Here is a 16,554-nt window from a genome sequence, read left to right as displayed (position 1 = left end):
GTGTCGACAATATGCTGGACCTCACCACCCCAAGCCCTGCCGAGACAGACGAAACGGAAACCTTGTCCGAGAATGTCTTCCGGCGCATCCAGGCGGCGATCGTCAAGGGCGACATCGCCCCGGGCAGCAAGATCTCCGAACCGGAGCTGGCGCGTACCTATGGCATCAGCCGCGGCCCGCTGCGCGAGGCCATCCATCGGCTGGAGGGGCAGCGTCTGCTGGTGCGCGTGCCGCATGTCGGCGCGCGGGTGGTGTCGCTCAATCACGCCGAGCTGATCGAGCTGTACGAAATCCGCGAATCGCTGGAAGGCATGGCCTGCCGCCTGGCGGCCGAGCGCATGAGCCAGGCCGACATCGACGAGCTGCGCCGGGTGCTCGATACCCATGAGCGTGATGCCGCGTTCCAGGCCGGGCTTGGCTATTACCAGCAGGAAGGCGACTACGACTTCCACTACCGGATCATCCAGGGCAGCGGCAACCAGACCCTGGTCAAGATGCTCTGCGGCGAGCTGTATCAACTGGTGCGCATGTACCGCATCCAGTTTTCCGCCACGCCCAACCGGCCGCGCCAGGCCTTTGCCGAACACCACCGCATTCTCGATGCCATTGCCGACCGTGACGGCGAACTGGCCGAACTCCTGATGCGCCGCCACATCGGCGCGTCCAAGCGCAATATCGAGCGTCACTACCTGGACGCCAACAACAACAGCCCACGAGGTGAGAAATGACTGTGAAGAGCACCCCCGGTCAGCGTTTCCGCGACGCCGTTGCCGCCGAACATCCCTTGCAAGTGGTCGGCGCGATCAACGCCAACCATGCATTGCTGGCCAAGCGTGCCGGTTTCAAGGCCATCTACCTGTCCGGTGGCGGCGTTGCTGCTGGCTCCCTGGGCCTGCCTGACCTGGGCATCAGTGGCCTGGATGACGTGCTGACCGATGTGCGCCGCATCACCGACGTCTGCGACCTGCCCCTGCTGGTGGATGTCGACACCGGCTTCGGCGCTTCGGCCTTCAACGTCGCCCGCACCGTGCGCTCGATGTGCAAGTTCGGTGCGGCAGCGATCCACATCGAGGACCAGGTCGGCGCCAAGCGCTGTGGCCACCGCCCGAACAAGGAAATCGTCACCCAGCAGGAGATGGTCGACCGTATCAAGGCCGCCGTGGATGCCCGCAGCGATGACAGCTTCGTGATCATGGCGCGCACCGACGCCCTGGCGGTGGAAGGCCTGAACGCTGCCCTGGACCGGGCTGCCGCCTGTGTCGAGGCGGGTGCCGACATGATCTTCCCGGAGGCCATCACCGAGCTTTCGATGTACAAGACCTTCGCCGACCGGGTAAAGGCGCCGATACTGGCCAACATCACCGAATTCGGCGCCACGCCGCTGTACACCACCGAAGAACTGGCCTCGGTCGATGTGTCGCTGGTGCTGTACCCGCTGTCGGCGTTCCGCGCCATGAACAAGGCGGCGGAGAACGTCTATACCGCATTGCGCCGCGACGGCACGCAGAAGAACGTGATCGACACCATGCAAACCCGCATGGAGCTCTACGATGCCATTGGTTACCACGCCTTCGAGCAGAGCCTGGACGCGTTGTTCGCGCAGAAGAAAGGTTGAGCGAACCGCTCCCGAATTAGCCAGATCGCTTCCTATAACAAGTTCAAGAAAGGAGAAACACCATGGCCGAAGCAAAAGTACTCAGTGGCGCTGGCCTGCGTGGCCAGGTGGCCGGCCAGACCGCACTGTCGACCGTGGGCCAGGCTGGTGCTGGCCTGACCTACCGTGGCTATGACGTGCGTGACCTGGCAGCCGGTGCCGAGTTCGAAGAAGTCGCCTACCTGCTGCTGTACGGCGAGCTGCCCAGCAAGGCCGAACTTGCCGAGTACAAGCGCAAGCTCAAGGGCCTGCGTGACCTGCCGCAAGCACTGAAGGAAGTGCTCGAGCGCATCCCGCGCGATGCCCACCCGATGGACGTGATGCGCACCGGTTGCTCGGTGCTGGGTACCTTGGAGCCGGAGCTGAGCTTCGAAGCCCAGCGCGAGAAGACCGACCGCCTGCTGGCGCTGTTCCCGGCGGTGATGTGCTACTGGTACCGCTTCACCCACGACGGCGTACGCATCGACTGCACCAGCGACGAGGACACCCTCGGTGGCCACTTCCTGCACCTGCTGCATGGCAAGAAGCCGAGCGAGCTGCACGTCAAGGTGATGAACGTGTCGCTGATCCTCTACGCCGAGCACGAGTTCAACGCCTCGACCTTCACCGCGCGGGTCTGCGCATCGACCCTGTCCGACCTGTATTCCTGCATCACCGCCGCCATTGGCTCGCTGCGCGGCCCGCTGCACGGGGGTGCCAACGAAGCGGCGATGGAACTGATCGAGCGCTTCCAGAGCCCGCAGGAGGCCACTGCCGAACTGCTGCGCATGCTTGAGCGCAAGGACAAGATCATGGGCTTCGGCCATGCCATCTACAAAGAGTCCGACCCGCGTAACGAGGTGATCAAGGGCTGGTCGAAGCAGCTTGCCGACCAGGTCGGTGACACGGTCCTGTACCCGGTTTCCGAAGCCATCGACAAGACCATGTGGGAGCAGAAGCGCCTGTTCCCCAACGCCGACTTCTACCATGCCTCGGCGTACCACTTCATGGGCATCCCGACCAAGCTGTTCACCCCGATCTTCGTCTGCTCGCGCCTGACCGGCTGGGCCGCGCACGTATTCGAACAGCGCGCCAACAACCGCATCATCCGCCCGAGCGCCGAGTATGTCGGCGTCGAACAGCGCCAGTTCGTGCCGATCGAACAGCGCTGAAATAGATAAAGAGAGGCAACCCGTTTCCCCTGTGGGGGCCGGCTTGCCCGCGAATGCGCCCGACCGGCAACCGTTGTGCACCTGCTGACGCATTCGCGGGCAAGCCCGCTCCCACAGGGACGGTGGAGCCTTCCGAATCCTGTGACCGAGCCTGAATGATGAACACTGCATACCGCAAAGCCCTGCCAGGCACAGCCCTGGACTATTTCGATGCCCGCGCCGCCGTCGAGGCCATCAAGCCCGGTGCCTACGACCGCCTGCCTTATACCTCCCGCGTACTGGCCGAAAACCTCGTGCGCCGCTGCGACCCGGCCACCCTCGACGCCTCGCTGGGCCAGCTGATCGAGCGCAAGCGCGACCTCGACTTCCCGTGGTTCCCGGCCCGCGTGGTGTGCCATGACATCCTCGGCCAGACTGCCCTGGTCGACCTCGCCGGCCTGCGCGATGCCATCGCCGACAAAGGCGGCGACCCGGCCCAGGTCAACCCGGTGGTGCCGGTGCAGCTGATCGTCGACCACTCCCTGGCAGTGGAATGCGGTGGTTTCGACCCGCAGGCGTTCGAGAAGAACCGCGCCATCGAAGACCGCCGTAACGAAGACCGCTTCCATTTCATCAACTGGACCAAGAAGGCGTTCAAGAACGTCGACGTGATCCAGCCCGGCAACGGCATCATGCACCAGATCAACCTGGAGAAGATGTCGCCGGTCATCCACAGCGACCGCGGCGTGGCCTACCCGGACACCTGCGTCGGCACCGACAGCCACACCCCGCATGTCGACGCCCTGGGCGTGATCGCCATTGGTGTCGGCGGCCTGGAAGCCGAAAACGTCATGCTTGGCCGTGCCTCGTGGATGCGCCTGCCGGAAATCGTCGGCGTCGAGCTGACCGGCAAGCTGGCGCCGAACATCACCGCCACCGACCTGGTGCTGGCCCTCACCGAGTTCCTGCGCAAGCAGAAAGTGGTCGGCGCCTACCTCGAGTTCCACGGCGAAGGTGCGCGTGCGCTGACCTTGGGCGACCGTGCCACGATCTCCAACATGGCCCCGGAATACGGCGCCACCGCCGCGATGTTCGCCATCGACCAGCAGACCATCGACTACCTCAAGCTGACCGGCCGCGATGACCAGCAGGTGCAGTTGGTGGAGACCTACGCCAAGGTCGCCGGCCTGTGGGCCGACAGCCTGGCCAAGGCCGAATACGAGCGTACCCTGAGCTTCGACCTGTCGAGCGTGGTGCGCAACATGGCCGGCCCGTCCAACCCCCACGCCCGCGTTGCCACCAGCGACCTGGCGGCCAAGGGCATTGCCGGTGCCTGGGAAGAAGTGCCGGGGCAGATGCCCGACGGCGCGGTGATCATCGCCGCCATCACCAGCTGCACCAACACCAGCAACCCGCGTAACGTGATTGCCGCCGGCCTCCTGGCGCGCAATGCCAACAAGCTCGGCCTCAGCCGCAAGCCGTGGGTCAAGTCGTCGCTGGCACCAGGCTCCAAGGCCGTGCAGCTGTACCTGGAAGAGGCGGGCCTGGAAAAGGAACTGGAGCAGCTGGGCTTCGGCATCGTCGCCTTCGCCTGCACCACCTGCAACGGCATGTCCGGTGCGCTGGACCCGGTGATCCAGCAGGAAATCATCGACCGCGACCTGTACGCCACCGCCGTGCTGTCAGGTAACCGCAACTTCGACGGGCGTATCCACCCGTACGCCAAGCAGGCGTTCCTCGCGTCGCCGCCGCTGGTGGTGGCCTACGCGATTGCCGGCACCATTCGCTTCGACATCGAAAAAGATGTGCTGGGCGTGGTCGATGGCAAGGAAATCCGCCTCAAGGACATCTGGCCGAGCGATGAGGAAATCGACGCGGTGGTGCGTGCGGCGGTCAAGCCGGAGCAGTTCCGCAAGGTCTATATCCCGATGTTCGCCATCGAGGAAGACCGCGGGCCGAAAGTCGCGCCGCTGTACGACTGGCGCCCGATGAGCACCTATATCCGCCGCCCGCCTTACTGGGAAGGTGCCCTGGCCGGCGAACGCACCCTGCGTGGCATGCGCCCGCTGGCGGTGCTGCCGGACAACATCACCACCGACCACCTGTCGCCGTCCAACGCCATCCTGCTCGACAGCGCCGCCGGCGAATACCTGGCCAAGATGGGCCTGCCGGAAGAGGACTTCAACTCCTATGCCACCCACCGCGGTGACCACCTGACCGCCCAGCGCGCCACCTTCGCCAACCCCAAGCTCTTCAACGAAATGGTGCGCAAGGAAGACGGTAGCGTGAAGCAGGGTTCGCTGGCGCGCATCGAGCCGGAAGGCAAGGTGACGCGCATGTGGGAAGCCATCGAGACCTACATGGAGCGCAAGCAGCCGCTGATCATCGTTGCCGGTGGCGATTATGGCCAGGGCTCGTCCCGCGACTGGGCGGCCAAGGGCGTGCGCCTGGCCGGTGTCGAAGCGATCGTCGCCGAGGGCTTTGAGCGTATTCACCGCACCAACCTGGTGGGCATGGGCGTGTTGCCGCTGGAGTTCAAGCCGGGCACCGACCGCAAGACCCTGGGCCTGGATGGCAGCGAGACCTACGACGTGCTCGGCGAGCGCAAGCCGCGGGCGACGCTGACCCTGGTGGTCACGCGGCGTAATGGCGAGCGTGTCGAAGTGCCAGTGACCTGCCGCCTGGACACTGCCGAAGAAGTGTCGATCTATGAGGCGGGTGGGGTGCTGCAGCGCTTTGCCCAGGACTTCCTCGAAGCGACCGCGTAGTTGCAGGGGGGCTGCACAGCAGCCCCTGGGTTTCAAGCATTTCAGACAGGACAGTACAGCAATGGCACATGCACCTCAGATCAAGATTCCCGCCACCTACATCCGTGGCGGCACCAGCAAAGGCGTGTTCTTCCGCCTGCAAGACCTGCCGGAAACGGCCCAGGTCCCAGGGCCGGCCCGTGACGCCCTGCTGTTGCGGGTAATCGGCAGTCCCGATCCTTACGCCAAGCAGATCGACGGCATGGGCGGCGCCACGTCGAGCACCAGCAAGACGGTCATCCTGTCGAAGAGCATCAAGCCCGGGCACGATGTCGACTACCTGTTCGGCCAGGTCGCCATCGACAAGGCGTTCGTCGACTGGAGCGGCAATTGCGGCAATCTCTCTGCCGCAGTGGGTTCGTTCGCCATCAGCAATGGCCTGGTCGACCCGGCGCAGATTCCGCACAACGGCATGGCCACTGTGCGCATCTGGCAGGCCAACATCGGCAAGACCATCATTGCCCATGTGCCGATCACCGAAGGTGAAGTGCAGGAAACCGGCGACTTCGAGCTCGATGGCGTAACCTTCCCGGCCGCTGAAGTGCAACTTGAGTTCCTCGACCCGGCCGCCGACGAGGACGGCGAAGGTGGCGCGATGTTCCCCACGGGTAACCTGGTGGATGACCTGGAAGTGCCGGGTATCGGCACCTTCAAGGCGACCATGATCAATGCGGGTATCCCGACCGTGTTCGTCAATGCCGCCGACATTGGTTACACCGGCACTGAATTGCAGGACGCGATCAACGGCGATCCGCAAGCGCTGCAGCGCTTCGAAACCATTCGCGCCTACGGCGCCGTGCGCATGGGCCTGATCGAGCATGTCGACCAGGCTGCCGGGCGTCAGCACACGCCGAAGGTGGCTTTCGTTGCGCCGCCGAGCACCTACACTGCGTCCAGTGGCAAGGTGGTTGCGGCCACTGACATCGACCTGCTGGTGCGTGCCTTGTCCATGGGCAAGCTGCACCACGCGATGATGGGGACCGCAGCCGTGGCCATCGGCACCGCTGCAGCCATTCCCGGCACCCTGGTCAACCTCGCCGCAGGCGGGGGCGAGCGCAGTGCCGTGCGTTTCGGTCATCCGTCCGGCACCTTGCGGGTCGGGGCCGAGGCGCGACAGGTGGATGGCGAGTGGGTGGTGACCAAGGCAATCATGAGCCGCAGTGCTCGCGTGCTGATGGAGGGCTGGGTGCGCGTACCTGGCGATAGCTTCTAACGCACCACTGGCGCTCGGCTTGGGATGAATAGGGCCGCTTTGCGGCCCATCGCCGGCAAGCGCGGCTCCCACAGGGATTGCATCGCCCGTGAGGTAGGTGCTGTACCTGTGGGCGCCGCGCTTGTCGGCGATGGGCTGCAAAGCAGCCCCATGCACAGGAGCTGGCTATGAGCGCCAACGTGGACCTGAACGACCGCCCGGACTACGACCGGGTCCTGCAAACCCTCGCCGACTATGCCCTCGGCTACCGGGTCGAATCCGCTGAAGCCCTGGACACCGCGCGCAACTGCCTGATGGACACCCTCGGTTGCGGCTTGTTGGCCCTGCGCTTTCCCGAATGCACCAAGCTCCTCGGCCCGCTGGTGGAAGGCACCGTGGTGCCCAATGGCGCCCGCGTCCCCGGTACCGCCTACCGCCTCGACCCGGTCAAGGCGGCTTGGGACATCGGCTGCACCGTGCGCTGGCTGGATTACAACGACACCTGGCTGGCCGCCGAGTGGGCGCACCCCTCGGACAACCTTGGCGGCATCCTGGCAGTTGCCGATCACCTGTCACAGAAGCGTGTGGCCAGCGGCGAAGCGCCGCTGCTGATGCGCGACGTGCTCGAAGCCATGGTCATGGCCCACGAGATCCAGGGCGTGCTGGCGCTGGAGAACGCCTTCAATCGCGTCGGCCTCGATCACGTGATACTGGTCAAGGTGGCCTCGACCGCCGTGTGCGCCCGGCTGATGGGGGCCAATCGCGAGCAGATGCTCTCGGCCCTGTCCCATGCTTTTGTCGATGGCCAGGCCTTGCGCACTTACCGCCATGCGCCCAATGCCGGTTCGCGCAAGTCCTGGGCGGCCGGCGATGCCTCCAGCCGTGGCGTGCGCCTGGCCGATATCGCGCTGCGTGGCGAAATGGGCGTGCCAGGGGTGCTGACGGCGCCGCAGTGGGGGTTCCATGAGGTCTCGTTCAGCCACACCAACAAGGACCTGGCGGTAAAGCCGGCCGGCCAGTACGAGCTGCGCCTGCCGCAACCCTTGGCCAGCTACGTGATGGAGAACGTGCTGTTCAAGGTCAGCTTCCCCGCCGAGTTCCACGCCCAGACGGCATGCGAGGCGGCGGTGACCCTGCACCCGCTGGTGCGTAACCGCCTGCATGAGATCGACCGCATCGTCATTACCACCCAGGAGTCGGCGATCCGCATCATTTCCAAGCAAGGCCCGCTGGCCAACGCCGCCGACCGCGACCACTGCCTGCAGTACATGGTGGCGGTGCCGCTGATCTTCGGCCACCTGGTGGCCGAGCATTACGAAGATGCCTTCCATGCCAATCATCCGAGCATCGATCGCCTGCGCGAGAAGATGGAGGTGGTCGAAGACCCACGTTTCAGCCGCGAGTACCTGGAGGCGGACAAGCGCTCGATTGCCAATGCCGTGCAGGTGTTCTTCAAGGATGGCAGCAGTACCGATCAGGTGCTGGTGGAGTACCCGATCGGGCATCGGCGGCGGCGCGAGGAGGGGATACCCTTGCTGGAGGCCAAGTTCAGGGGCAACCTGGCGACGCGCTTTGTGCGACAGCGCTGTGAGCAGATCTTCGAGCTGTGCAAGGACCAGCAGAAGCTGGAGCAGATGGCGGTGCACAGGTTTGTGGATCTATTCGTGATTTGAGCTTGCCTGTGCCGGCCTCTTCGCGGGCAAGCCCGCTCCCACAGGTCTTCCACAAGTCTTGAAAACTGTGAGGTCCCTGTGGGAGCGGGTTTACCCGCGAAGAGGCCGGCACAGGTTGAAACAAAAAGCCCCGGCATTTCTGCCGGGGCTTTCTTTTACACCTTACAACTCAGCTTACGCCTGAACCACCGGGATCTTGGCGTTGGCAGCCGCTTCACGGAACTCGGCGATCTGGTCGAAGCTCAGGTAGCGGTAGACGTCGGCAGCCATGCTGTCGATGTCCTTGGCGTACTGCATGTACTCTTCGACGGTCGGCAGCTTGCCGATGATCGAAGCGACCGCAGCCAGCTCGGCCGAGGCCAGATACACGTTGGTGGCGTCGCCCAGACGGTTCGGGAAGTTACGGGTCGAAGTCGAGACCACGGTCGAACCGGTCTGCACACGTGCCTGGTTACCCATGCACAGCGAGCAGCCTGGCATTTCCATGCGCGCGCCGGCCTTGCCGTAGATGCCGTAGTAGCCTTCTTCGGTCAGCTGGTGGGCGTCCATCTTGGTTGGCGGGGCCAGCCACAGACGGGTCGGGATACCGCCCTTGACCTTGTCCAGCAGCTTGCCGGCCGCACGGAAGTGACCGATGTTGGTCATGCACGAACCGATGAACACTTCATCGATCTTCTCGCCCTGTACCGAGGACAGCAGGCGGGCATCGTCCGGGTCGTTCGGCGCGCAGAGCACAGGCTCCTTGACGTCGGCCAGGTCGATTTCGATGATTTCGGCGTATTCGGCATCGGCGTCGGCCGACAGCAGCTCAGGCTTGGCCAGCCAGGCTTCCATGGCCTGGGCGCGGCGCTCCAGGGTGCGGGCATCGCCGTAGCCTTCGCCGATCATCCAGCGCAGCAGGGTGATGTTGGACTGCAGGTACTCGGCGATGGCCTTTTCCGGCAGCTTGATGGTGCAGCCCGCAGCGGAACGCTCGGCCGAGGCATCGGACAGCTCGAACGCCTGCTCGACGGTCAGGTCGTTCAGGCCTTCGATTTCCAGGATGCGGCCGGAGAAGGCGTTCTTCTTGCCTTTCTTCTCGACGGTCAGCAGGCCCTTCTGGATGGCGTAGTAAGGGATGGCATGAACCAGGTCACGCAGGGTGATGCCAGGTTGCAGTTTGCCCTTGAAGCGCACCAGGATCGACTCTGGCATGTCCAGCGGCATGACGCCGGTGGCGGCGGCGAAGGCCACCAGGCCGGAACCGGCCGGGAACGAGATGCCGATCGGGAAGCGGGTGTGCGAGTCGCCACCGGTACCCACGGTGTCAGGCATCAGCATGCGGTTCAGCCAGCTGTGGATGATGCCGTCGCCTGGGCGCAGCGACACGCCGCCACGGGTGCGGATGAAGTCTGGCAGGGTGTGGTGGGTGGTGACGTCGATCGGCTTTGGATAGGCCGCGGTGTGGCAGAACGACTGCATCACCAGGTCAGCGGAGAAGCCCAGGCACGCCAGGTCTTTCAGCTCGTCGCGGGTCATCGGGCCAGTGGTGTCCTGGGAACCGACGGTGGTCATCTTCGGCTCGCAGTAGGCACCTGGGCGCACGCCCTGGCCTTCTGGCAGGCCGCAGGCACGGCCGACCATTTTCTGAGCCAGGGTGAAGCCCTTGCCGGAATCGGCAGGCTGCTCTGGCTTCTTGAACAGGTCGGAACTACCCAGGCCCAGCTCGGCGCGGGCTTTTTCGGTCAGGCCACGGCCGACGATCAGCGGGATACGGCCGCCAGCGCGGACTTCGTCCAGCAGGACTTCGGTTTTCAGCGCGAAGGTGGTGACCAGCTCGTCGCTGCCGTGACGGCGTACTTCACCTTTGAATGGGTAAACGTCGATGACGTCGCCCATGGCCAGGTTGGTGCAGTCGAATTCGATCGGCAGGGCGCCGGCGTCTTCCATGGTGTTGTAGAAGATCGGGGCGATCTTGGTGCCGAAGCAGAAGCCACCGGCGCGCTTGTTCGGCACGTACGGGATATCGTCGCCGAAGAACCACAGCACCGAGTTGGTGGCGGATTTACGCGAGGAACCGGTACCGACCACGTCACCGACGTAGGCAACCGGGAAGCCTTTGGCCTTGACCGCTTCGATCTGCGCCAGCGGGCCGACCGAACCAGGCTGCTGCGGCTCGATGCCGTCGCGGGCCATTTTCAGCATGGCCAGGGCGTGCAGCGGGATGTCAGGGCGCGACCAGGCGTCCGGAGCAGGGGACAGGTCGTCGGTGTTGGTTTCGCCAGGCACCTTGAACACGGTCAGGGTGTACTTGTCGGCGATGGCCGGACGCGAGGTGAACCACTCGCCGGCAGCCCAGGATTCCAGCACGGCCTTGGCGTGAACATTGCCGGCCTTGGCCTTTTCGGCCACGTCGTGGAAGGCATCGAACATCAGCAGGGTGTGCTTGAGCTGTTCGGCCGCGACGGCGCCCAGTTCGGCGTCGTCGAGCAGCGCGACCAGCGTTTCGATGTTGTAGCCGCCCTGCATGGTGCCCAGCAGTTCAGCAGCGTGCTTGCGGTCGATCAGTGGCGACTTGGCTTCGCCCTTGGCCACGGCGGAGAGGAAAGCGGCCTTGACGTAGGCAGCTTCGTCGACCCCTGGTGGAACGCGGTTGGTGATCAGGTCTACGAGGAAGGCTTCTTCGCCGGCCGGCGGGTTTTTCAGCAGCTCGACCAGGCCTGCAGTTTGTTCGGCGTTCAGCGGCTGGGGCACGATACCCAGGGCGGCACGCTCTTCGATGTGTTTGCGGTAGGCTTCAAGCACAGTTATTACCCTCATCAGTGGTCCCTAAAGGGAGTCCGGGACGCTCATCCAGCATTCGATGCACCCATGCGCTGCCACGGCTTTGTGGGCCGCCCAGCCAGAGTCGCAAAGAATCCTTACAGAAGCTGCTTTCAAAGTTTTACGCCTGCAGAACGGGAGCTGATGAGGGCTGGCGCGGGCATGCAGGGGTGCATGGCCCGGGCCAACGCCGTTCTACCGGATGAACTGTGCTCGTGACGCTTTGAAAACAGCTTCCAACGGACATTGTTGCCTTGAAAAGGCGGGATGATTCTACGGTAAAAAAAGCCTGAAGGTAAGGCAGCGATCATGACTTTAACGGGTGACCCTGGTTAGACAAAGGGCTAACATGACCCGGTGTTCCACCGCCAAGCCGTTGTTTTCAATGTCCAACCAGTCCATCAAGACCCCTTGCGTCGGCCTCTGCTCCACGGTTTACGGAGACACGGTGTGCCGTGGCTGCAAGCGTTTCCACCACGAAGTGATCAACTGGAACGGGTACGACGACGAGCAGAAGCGCGCCGTCTGGCTGCGCCTGGAGCAACTGCTGGTACAGGTGATGATGGCCAAGCTGGAAGTGTTCGACAAAGGCCTGCTGCGCCAGCAACTGCAGCAGCGCTCGATCCGCTTCGTCGAGCAGCAGTCGGAATATTGCTGGGCGTATCAGCTGATCGCTCGCGGGGCGCGGATGATCCGCGATCTGGAGGCTTACGGCATGGTCCTGCTGCCGGAGTTTCGCGACTGGGAACTGCCGCAACTGCGCGATGCCATCGACCGCGAGTTCTTCCTGCTCTCGGAGGCGCATTACCAGCGCTACATCGCCCCCAGCTTCCTGCGCGATGCCATGGGCAGTGCGCAGCAAGGCTGAAACCTTGTGCTGCTTGTGCCGGCCTCTTCGCGGGTGAACCCACACAGGTTAAGTGCTTACCTCAAGGCATGCGCAATCCCTGTGGGAGCGGGTTTACCCGCGAAGAGGCCAGCGAAAACCTGAATCAGTCGCCGGTGTATTCGCAACCGCTGGTGCAGGTTTCGTGGATGCGCACTTTCGACAGCTCCGGCATCAACGGCTTGACCTGATCCCAGATCCACTTGGCGATCACTTCGCTGGTAGGGTTTTCCAGGCCCGGAATGTCGTTCAGGTAGTTGTGGTCCAACTGCTCGTAGATCGGCTTGAAGATCGCCTTGACCTCGGCAAAGTCGCGGATCCAGCCGGTGTGCGGGTCGAGCGGGCCGGTCAGGTGCAGGCCGACCTTGAACGAGTGGCCATGCAGGCGGCCGCATTTGTGCCCTTCCGGGACGTGGGGCAGGCGGTGGGCAGACTCGAAGGTGAACTCTTTGAAAATTTCCACGCTGTCATAACTCTGTGTGAATCAATAATGCGCGCAGTCTACCAGCATGGCCGCTACAAGGCTTGCAGGCGTTCGTGCAACCGCCCGGTGGCGATCAGTTCGAGCAGCTCGTCGCCCAGGCGCTGGCTTTCGGCTATTGCCTTGTACCAGTAGCGTTTGCGGCTTGGCGCATCGCCCATGAAGCGCTTGAAGTCGTTGCGGTCGGGCAGTTTGCCGTAGGGCAGGGCGGCCAGGTACTGCGGCGAGGGCGTCATCAGCAGCACATTCTGCAGGCGCGTGGCGTCGCCCTTGCGCCAGGGCAGGGCCTTGTCGAACCAGCCGGGCACCACCTTGTCGGTGAAGTGCGGGTACAGCACCAGGTCGTCACCGCGGTAGGGCAGGTCGAGGTGGTAGTCGAGCAGGCCGCCGTCGCGGTAGGTGCCGGTGCCGGCGCCGGGAATGTCACGCACACCTTGCATCACCATCGGGATCGAACCCGAGGCAAGCAGGGCCTGGCGCAGGTTGGCCAGGTCCAGCGGCAGGCAGCGCGAGGGGAAGTCGGTCAGCGCATCAAGCGGCGGCACGCTGCGCGCATCATGCAGGATGATCCGTTCAAAGTGCCGGGCCAGGCGCGAGCGCCCCAGCAGGTTGCTGGCGATCACCGAGCCCAGGCCCATGCCCAGGCGGCCCCGGTGGTCGTGGGCGAGCTGGCCGTGGCTCTTCACCACCAGAATGTTCAAGCGGTAGTGCGGGTTGGCGAGGATCTGCCCGTCGCGGCCCTGCAGCAGGTCGTCGAGCATGCGCTGGCAGCTGTGGCTGATCTGGGCCGGGGTAACGCCTTTGGCAAAATCCTGCTCGGTGTAAAGCTCGCCCAGGCGGCGGATGCCGGCAACCGGGTCGTCGAGGCAGGCGCTGGCGAAGCGCCAGGAGCCGATCGAGGCGCCGATCAGAGCGCGTTGCCGCGGTGCCGATGGCAGCCATTCACCGAACAGCGCCAGGTCCAGGCCCTGGATGCCCAGCGGCTTGGGCCCGCCTGCCGCCCCTGGCAGCACGCCCACATCGGCCGCCTGCAGGCCACGTTCACGAATGTGCTGCAGCGCGCGCTGGCCAGCCTTGAAGGTGAGTGCAGGGTTTTTGATGTGAATGGCGCTCATGACGGATCTCGCAGGTAACAAGCCGGTCATTATAGGGGCTTGATCCCGTTACAGCTGCGCTATCATGGCGCCAGCTGTTTTCAGGTTGAATTAAGGACCGCTGGTTAGTCTTAACCCTGTAGACAACTTGAACGTCGCTCAGGAGAGCCACCATGAAAACCTTGACTGCCCTGTTCACCGCCGCCGCCCTTGCCCTGGGCGCCAATGCTGCCTTCGCCAAGGACGTCCAGCCTGACGAAGTGGTCAAACTGGTCAATGCCAAGACCATCAAGTCGCTGGACGAACTCAAGGCCACCGCCGTGGCCAAGCACCCCGGTGCCACCGTCACCGATTCGGAACTTGAAGACGAATACGGCCGCTACATCTACAAGGTCGAACTGCGCGACACGCAGAACGTCGAGTGGGATGTCGACCTGGATGCCAAGACCGGTGAAGTGCTCAAGGACGCGCGGGACAGCTGATGATCCAGTTACCCCGGTCGGCGCGATACCTGGCGCTGTCGTTGCTGGCCGTGTGCTCCCTGGCCGTTGCCCGCGACCTGGACCAGGACGAAGCCCTGAAGCTGCGCCAGAAGGGCGTCATCCTGCCGCTTGAGCAACTGCTGGAAGCCGCCCTGGGGCGTTACCCCGGGGCGCGCCTGCTGGAGGCCGAGCTGGAAGAAGACGACGGCCGTTACGAATATGAAGTCGAACTGCTGACCAAGGAAGGCGTGGTGCGCGAGATCAAGCTGGATGCCAGCAGCGGCGCCCTGCTAAAAGACGAGGAAGACGACTGACATGCGCCTGCTGCTTGTCGAAGACAACGTGCCCCTGGCCGACGAACTGACCACCAGCCTGCAGCGCCAGGGCTATGCCGTGGACTGGCTGGCCGATGGCCGTGATGCGGTGTACCAGGGCCAGAGCGAACCTTATGACCTGATCATTCTCGACCTCGGTCTGCCGGGCTTGCCGGGCCTGGAAGTGCTGGCGCAGTGGCGTGCCGGCGGCCTGGTCACGCCGGTGCTGATCCTCACGGCGCGGGGGTCGTGGGCCGAACGCATCGAAGGCCTGAAAGCCGGTGCCGACGATTACCTGAGCAAGCCATTCCACCCCGAGGAACTGCAGCTGCGCATTCAGGCGTTGCTACGTCGCGCCCGGGGCCTGGCCAACCAGCCAACCCTGGAAGCGGCAGGCCTGCACCTGGATGAAAGCCGCCAGTGCGTGAGCCGCGACGGCGTCGATGTCCAGCTTACGGCTGCGGAGTTTCGCCTGTTGCGCTACTTCATGCTGCACCCGCAGCAGATCCTGTCCAAGAGCCACCTGGCCGAGCACCTGTACGACGGCGAGACCGAGCGCGATTCCAACGTGCTGGAGGTGCACGTCAACCACCTGCGGCGCAAGCTGGGCCGCAGCGTCATCGAGACACGCCGCGGGCAAGGCTACATCTACGCCGGGAGCGGCGGATGAAGTCGATCCAGGCGCGCCTGAGCCTGGGCCTGGTCGCCGTGCTGGTGGTCGTGGGAGTGGTGCTCGCACAGCTCACGCTGTGGCTGTTCGAAGCGGGCTTGCAGCGTTACCTGGAAAACGGCCTGCGCAAGGAAAGCGAGAACCTGCTGGTGGCATTGGTGCGCGGGCCGAATGGCCTGCAGCTGGATGAACGGCGCATTTCCGCCGCCTACCAGCGGCCTTTTTCGGGTTACTACTTCCGTATCGATTTCGACCAGGGCACCTGGCGCTCGCGTTCGCTGTGGGACCTGGACATGCCCAAACCGGCCGCGCCGGGGTTGTCCGATAGCCACGAGCTGGGCCCGGAGGGGCAGCAACTGCTGGCCTTGCGCGCCGATTACCGGCGCCTGGGGCAGAACATCTCGATCAGCGTGGCGCAAGACTACTCGCCCGTGCGCGAGGGCTTTCGTCGGCTGCAGCAGGTCGGCCTGGGCATGGGCCTGGTGGCGTTGCTGATCGTGCTGGTGCTGCAGCGCATCACCGTCACCCGCTCGCTGCGCCCGCTGGAACGCGCGCGCCAGCAGATCGCCCAGCTGCAGCAGGGCCAGCGCTCGCAGCTCGATGCCCAGGTGCCCAGCGAGCTGGCGCCCCTGGTGGGCCAGATCAACCACTTGCTCAGCCACACCGAAGACAGCCTGCGCCGCTCGCGCAATGCCCTGGGCAACCTCGGCCATGCGCTTAAGACACCGCTTGCGGTGTTGCTCAGCCTGGCGTCCAGCGAGCGCTTGAAGGCCCTCCCAGAGGTGCAGGCGCAGTTGCGTGAACAGCTGGAGCAGATCCAGCAGCGCCTGGCCCGTGAGCTGAACCGAGCGCGCCTGGCAGGCGATGCCTTGCCTGGGGCGCAGTTCGATTGCGATGCCGAGCTGCCGGGCTTGCTCGCGACCTTGGGCATGATCCATGGCGAAGGCCTGCTGCTCGAGCGCGATGTGCCGCCGGGGCTGCTGTTGCCGTGGGACCGTGAAGATGTGCTGGAGCTGCTCGGCAACCTGTTGGACAACGCCTGCAAGTGGGCCGACAGCGAAGTGCGGCTGGGGATTGCGCCGACCACCGAGGGCTATCGGTTGTGGGTCGATGACGATGGTCCTGGGATTCCTGAAAGCCAGCGGCTGCAGGTGCTGGAGCGCGGCTCGCGGCTGGATGAACAGGTTGATGGACATGGGCTGGGGCTGGGGATCGTGCGCGATATCGTCGAGGCTTGGGGCGGGCGCCTGGCGTTGTTGGAAAGTGCCTTGGGCGGATTGCGGGTAAGCATCGAGTTACCGCGCAAGGCTCGGTAATGCCGGGGCCGCTTCGCGGCCCATTCGCGGGGCAAGCCCGCCCCCACAAGTGC

14 protein-coding genes are annotated in these 16,554 nt (G+C 64.4%); 11 read left to right on the top strand and 3 right to left on the bottom strand.

Going from position 1 to position 16,554, the window contains the following annotated elements; genetic code table 11:
• The first annotated feature begins 11 nt into the window (after nucleotides 1-11).
• From OCX61_RS18590 to prpD, 6 genes are all read left to right on the top strand, one after another.
• Nucleotides 12-728, top strand: coding sequence for a GntR family transcriptional regulator (locus OCX61_RS18590; protein WP_261940843.1), 717 nt, complete (start codon nucleotides 12-14; stop codon nucleotides 726-728).
• Nucleotides 725-1,615, top strand: coding sequence for a methylisocitrate lyase (gene prpB / locus OCX61_RS18585; protein WP_261940842.1), 891 nt, complete (start codon nucleotides 725-727; stop codon nucleotides 1,613-1,615). The genes OCX61_RS18590 and prpB overlap by 4 nt, the downstream gene beginning before the upstream one ends.
• A 62-nt stretch (nucleotides 1,616-1,677) precedes the next feature.
• Nucleotides 1,678-2,805, top strand: a complete 1,128-nt coding sequence (gene prpC, locus OCX61_RS18580) for a bifunctional 2-methylcitrate synthase/citrate synthase (RefSeq protein WP_261940841.1) — start codon at nucleotides 1,678-1,680, stop codon at nucleotides 2,803-2,805.
• 158 nt (nucleotides 2,806-2,963) lie between these two features.
• On the top strand, nucleotides 2,964-5,552 hold the full coding sequence (gene acnD / locus OCX61_RS18575; protein WP_261940840.1) for a Fe/S-dependent 2-methylisocitrate dehydratase AcnD: 2,589 nt from the start codon (nucleotides 2,964-2,966) through the stop codon (nucleotides 5,550-5,552).
• Between the two features lie 61 nt (nucleotides 5,553-5,613).
• Nucleotides 5,614-6,804 carry a 2-methylaconitate cis-trans isomerase PrpF gene (gene prpF, locus OCX61_RS18570; protein WP_261940839.1) on the top strand — a complete coding sequence of 397 codons (1,191 nt, stop codon included), beginning with the start codon at nucleotides 5,614-5,616 and terminating at the stop codon, nucleotides 6,802-6,804.
• A 167-nt stretch (nucleotides 6,805-6,971) separates the two neighbouring features.
• Nucleotides 6,972-8,456: a 2-methylcitrate dehydratase gene (gene prpD / locus OCX61_RS18565; RefSeq protein WP_261940838.1), complete on the top strand. Its 1,485-nt coding sequence runs from the start codon at nucleotides 6,972-6,974 to the stop codon at nucleotides 8,454-8,456.
• Nucleotides 8,457-8,630: 174 nt separating this feature from the next.
• On the opposite strand, the gene acnB is transcribed toward prpD, so the two are convergent.
• A complete protein-coding gene (gene acnB, locus OCX61_RS18560; RefSeq protein ID WP_261944336.1) occupies nucleotides 8,631-11,240 on the bottom strand; it encodes a bifunctional aconitate hydratase 2/2-methylisocitrate dehydratase in 2,610 nt (869 codons plus the stop codon).
• A 403-nt stretch (nucleotides 11,241-11,643) separates the two neighbouring features.
• Here acnB and OCX61_RS18555 point away from each other — a divergent pair, with 403 nt between their 5' ends.
• Complete coding sequence (locus OCX61_RS18555) at nucleotides 11,644-12,126, top strand: DUF1289 domain-containing protein (protein WP_261944335.1); 483 nt, start codon at nucleotides 11,644-11,646, stop codon at nucleotides 12,124-12,126.
• Between the two features lie 124 nt (nucleotides 12,127-12,250).
• Here OCX61_RS18555 and queD read toward each other — a convergent pair whose 3' ends face one another.
• Together queD and OCX61_RS18545 are read right to left on the bottom strand one after the other, a co-directional pair.
• Complete coding sequence (gene queD / locus OCX61_RS18550) at nucleotides 12,251-12,607, bottom strand: 6-carboxytetrahydropterin synthase QueD (RefSeq protein WP_012271598.1); 357 nt, start codon at nucleotides 12,605-12,607, stop codon at nucleotides 12,251-12,253.
• A gap of 53 nt (nucleotides 12,608-12,660) precedes the next feature.
• Complete coding sequence (locus tag OCX61_RS18545; protein WP_261940837.1) at nucleotides 12,661-13,740, bottom strand: patatin-like phospholipase domain-containing protein; 1,080 nt, start codon at nucleotides 13,738-13,740, stop codon at nucleotides 12,661-12,663.
• 152 nt (nucleotides 13,741-13,892) lie between these two features.
• Here OCX61_RS18545 and OCX61_RS18540 point away from each other — a divergent pair, with 152 nt between their 5' ends.
• The 4 genes from OCX61_RS18540 to OCX61_RS18525 are packed head-to-tail and all read left to right on the top strand — an operon-like array spanning nucleotide 13,893 to nucleotide 16,501.
• The gene (locus tag OCX61_RS18540) at nucleotides 13,893-14,201 is read left to right on the top strand and encodes a PepSY domain-containing protein (RefSeq protein WP_159409610.1); all 309 of its coding nucleotides are present in this window, start codon (nucleotides 13,893-13,895) and stop codon (nucleotides 14,199-14,201) included.
• Complete coding sequence (locus OCX61_RS18535; RefSeq protein ID WP_261940836.1) at nucleotides 14,201-14,515, top strand: PepSY domain-containing protein; 315 nt, start codon at nucleotides 14,201-14,203, stop codon at nucleotides 14,513-14,515. Before OCX61_RS18540 ends, OCX61_RS18535 begins: the two co-directional genes overlap by 1 nt.
• Nucleotide 14,516: 1 nt before the next feature.
• Nucleotides 14,517-15,185: a response regulator transcription factor gene (locus OCX61_RS18530; RefSeq protein ID WP_261940835.1), complete on the top strand. Its 669-nt coding sequence runs from the start codon at nucleotides 14,517-14,519 to the stop codon at nucleotides 15,183-15,185.
• Nucleotides 15,182-16,501 (top strand): ATP-binding protein, encoded by a 1,320-nt coding sequence (locus tag OCX61_RS18525; RefSeq protein WP_261940834.1) that lies wholly within the window; start codon nucleotides 15,182-15,184, stop codon nucleotides 16,499-16,501. Before OCX61_RS18530 ends, OCX61_RS18525 begins: the two co-directional genes overlap by 4 nt.
• The last annotated feature ends 53 nt before the right edge of the window (nucleotides 16,502-16,554 follow it).

It is taken from the genome of Pseudomonas sp. LRP2-20 (genome assembly GCF_024349685.1).
Lineage (GTDB): Bacteria > Pseudomonadota > Gammaproteobacteria > Pseudomonadales > Pseudomonadaceae > Aquipseudomonas.
This window is presented reverse-complemented; position numbering and strand designations above follow the sequence as displayed.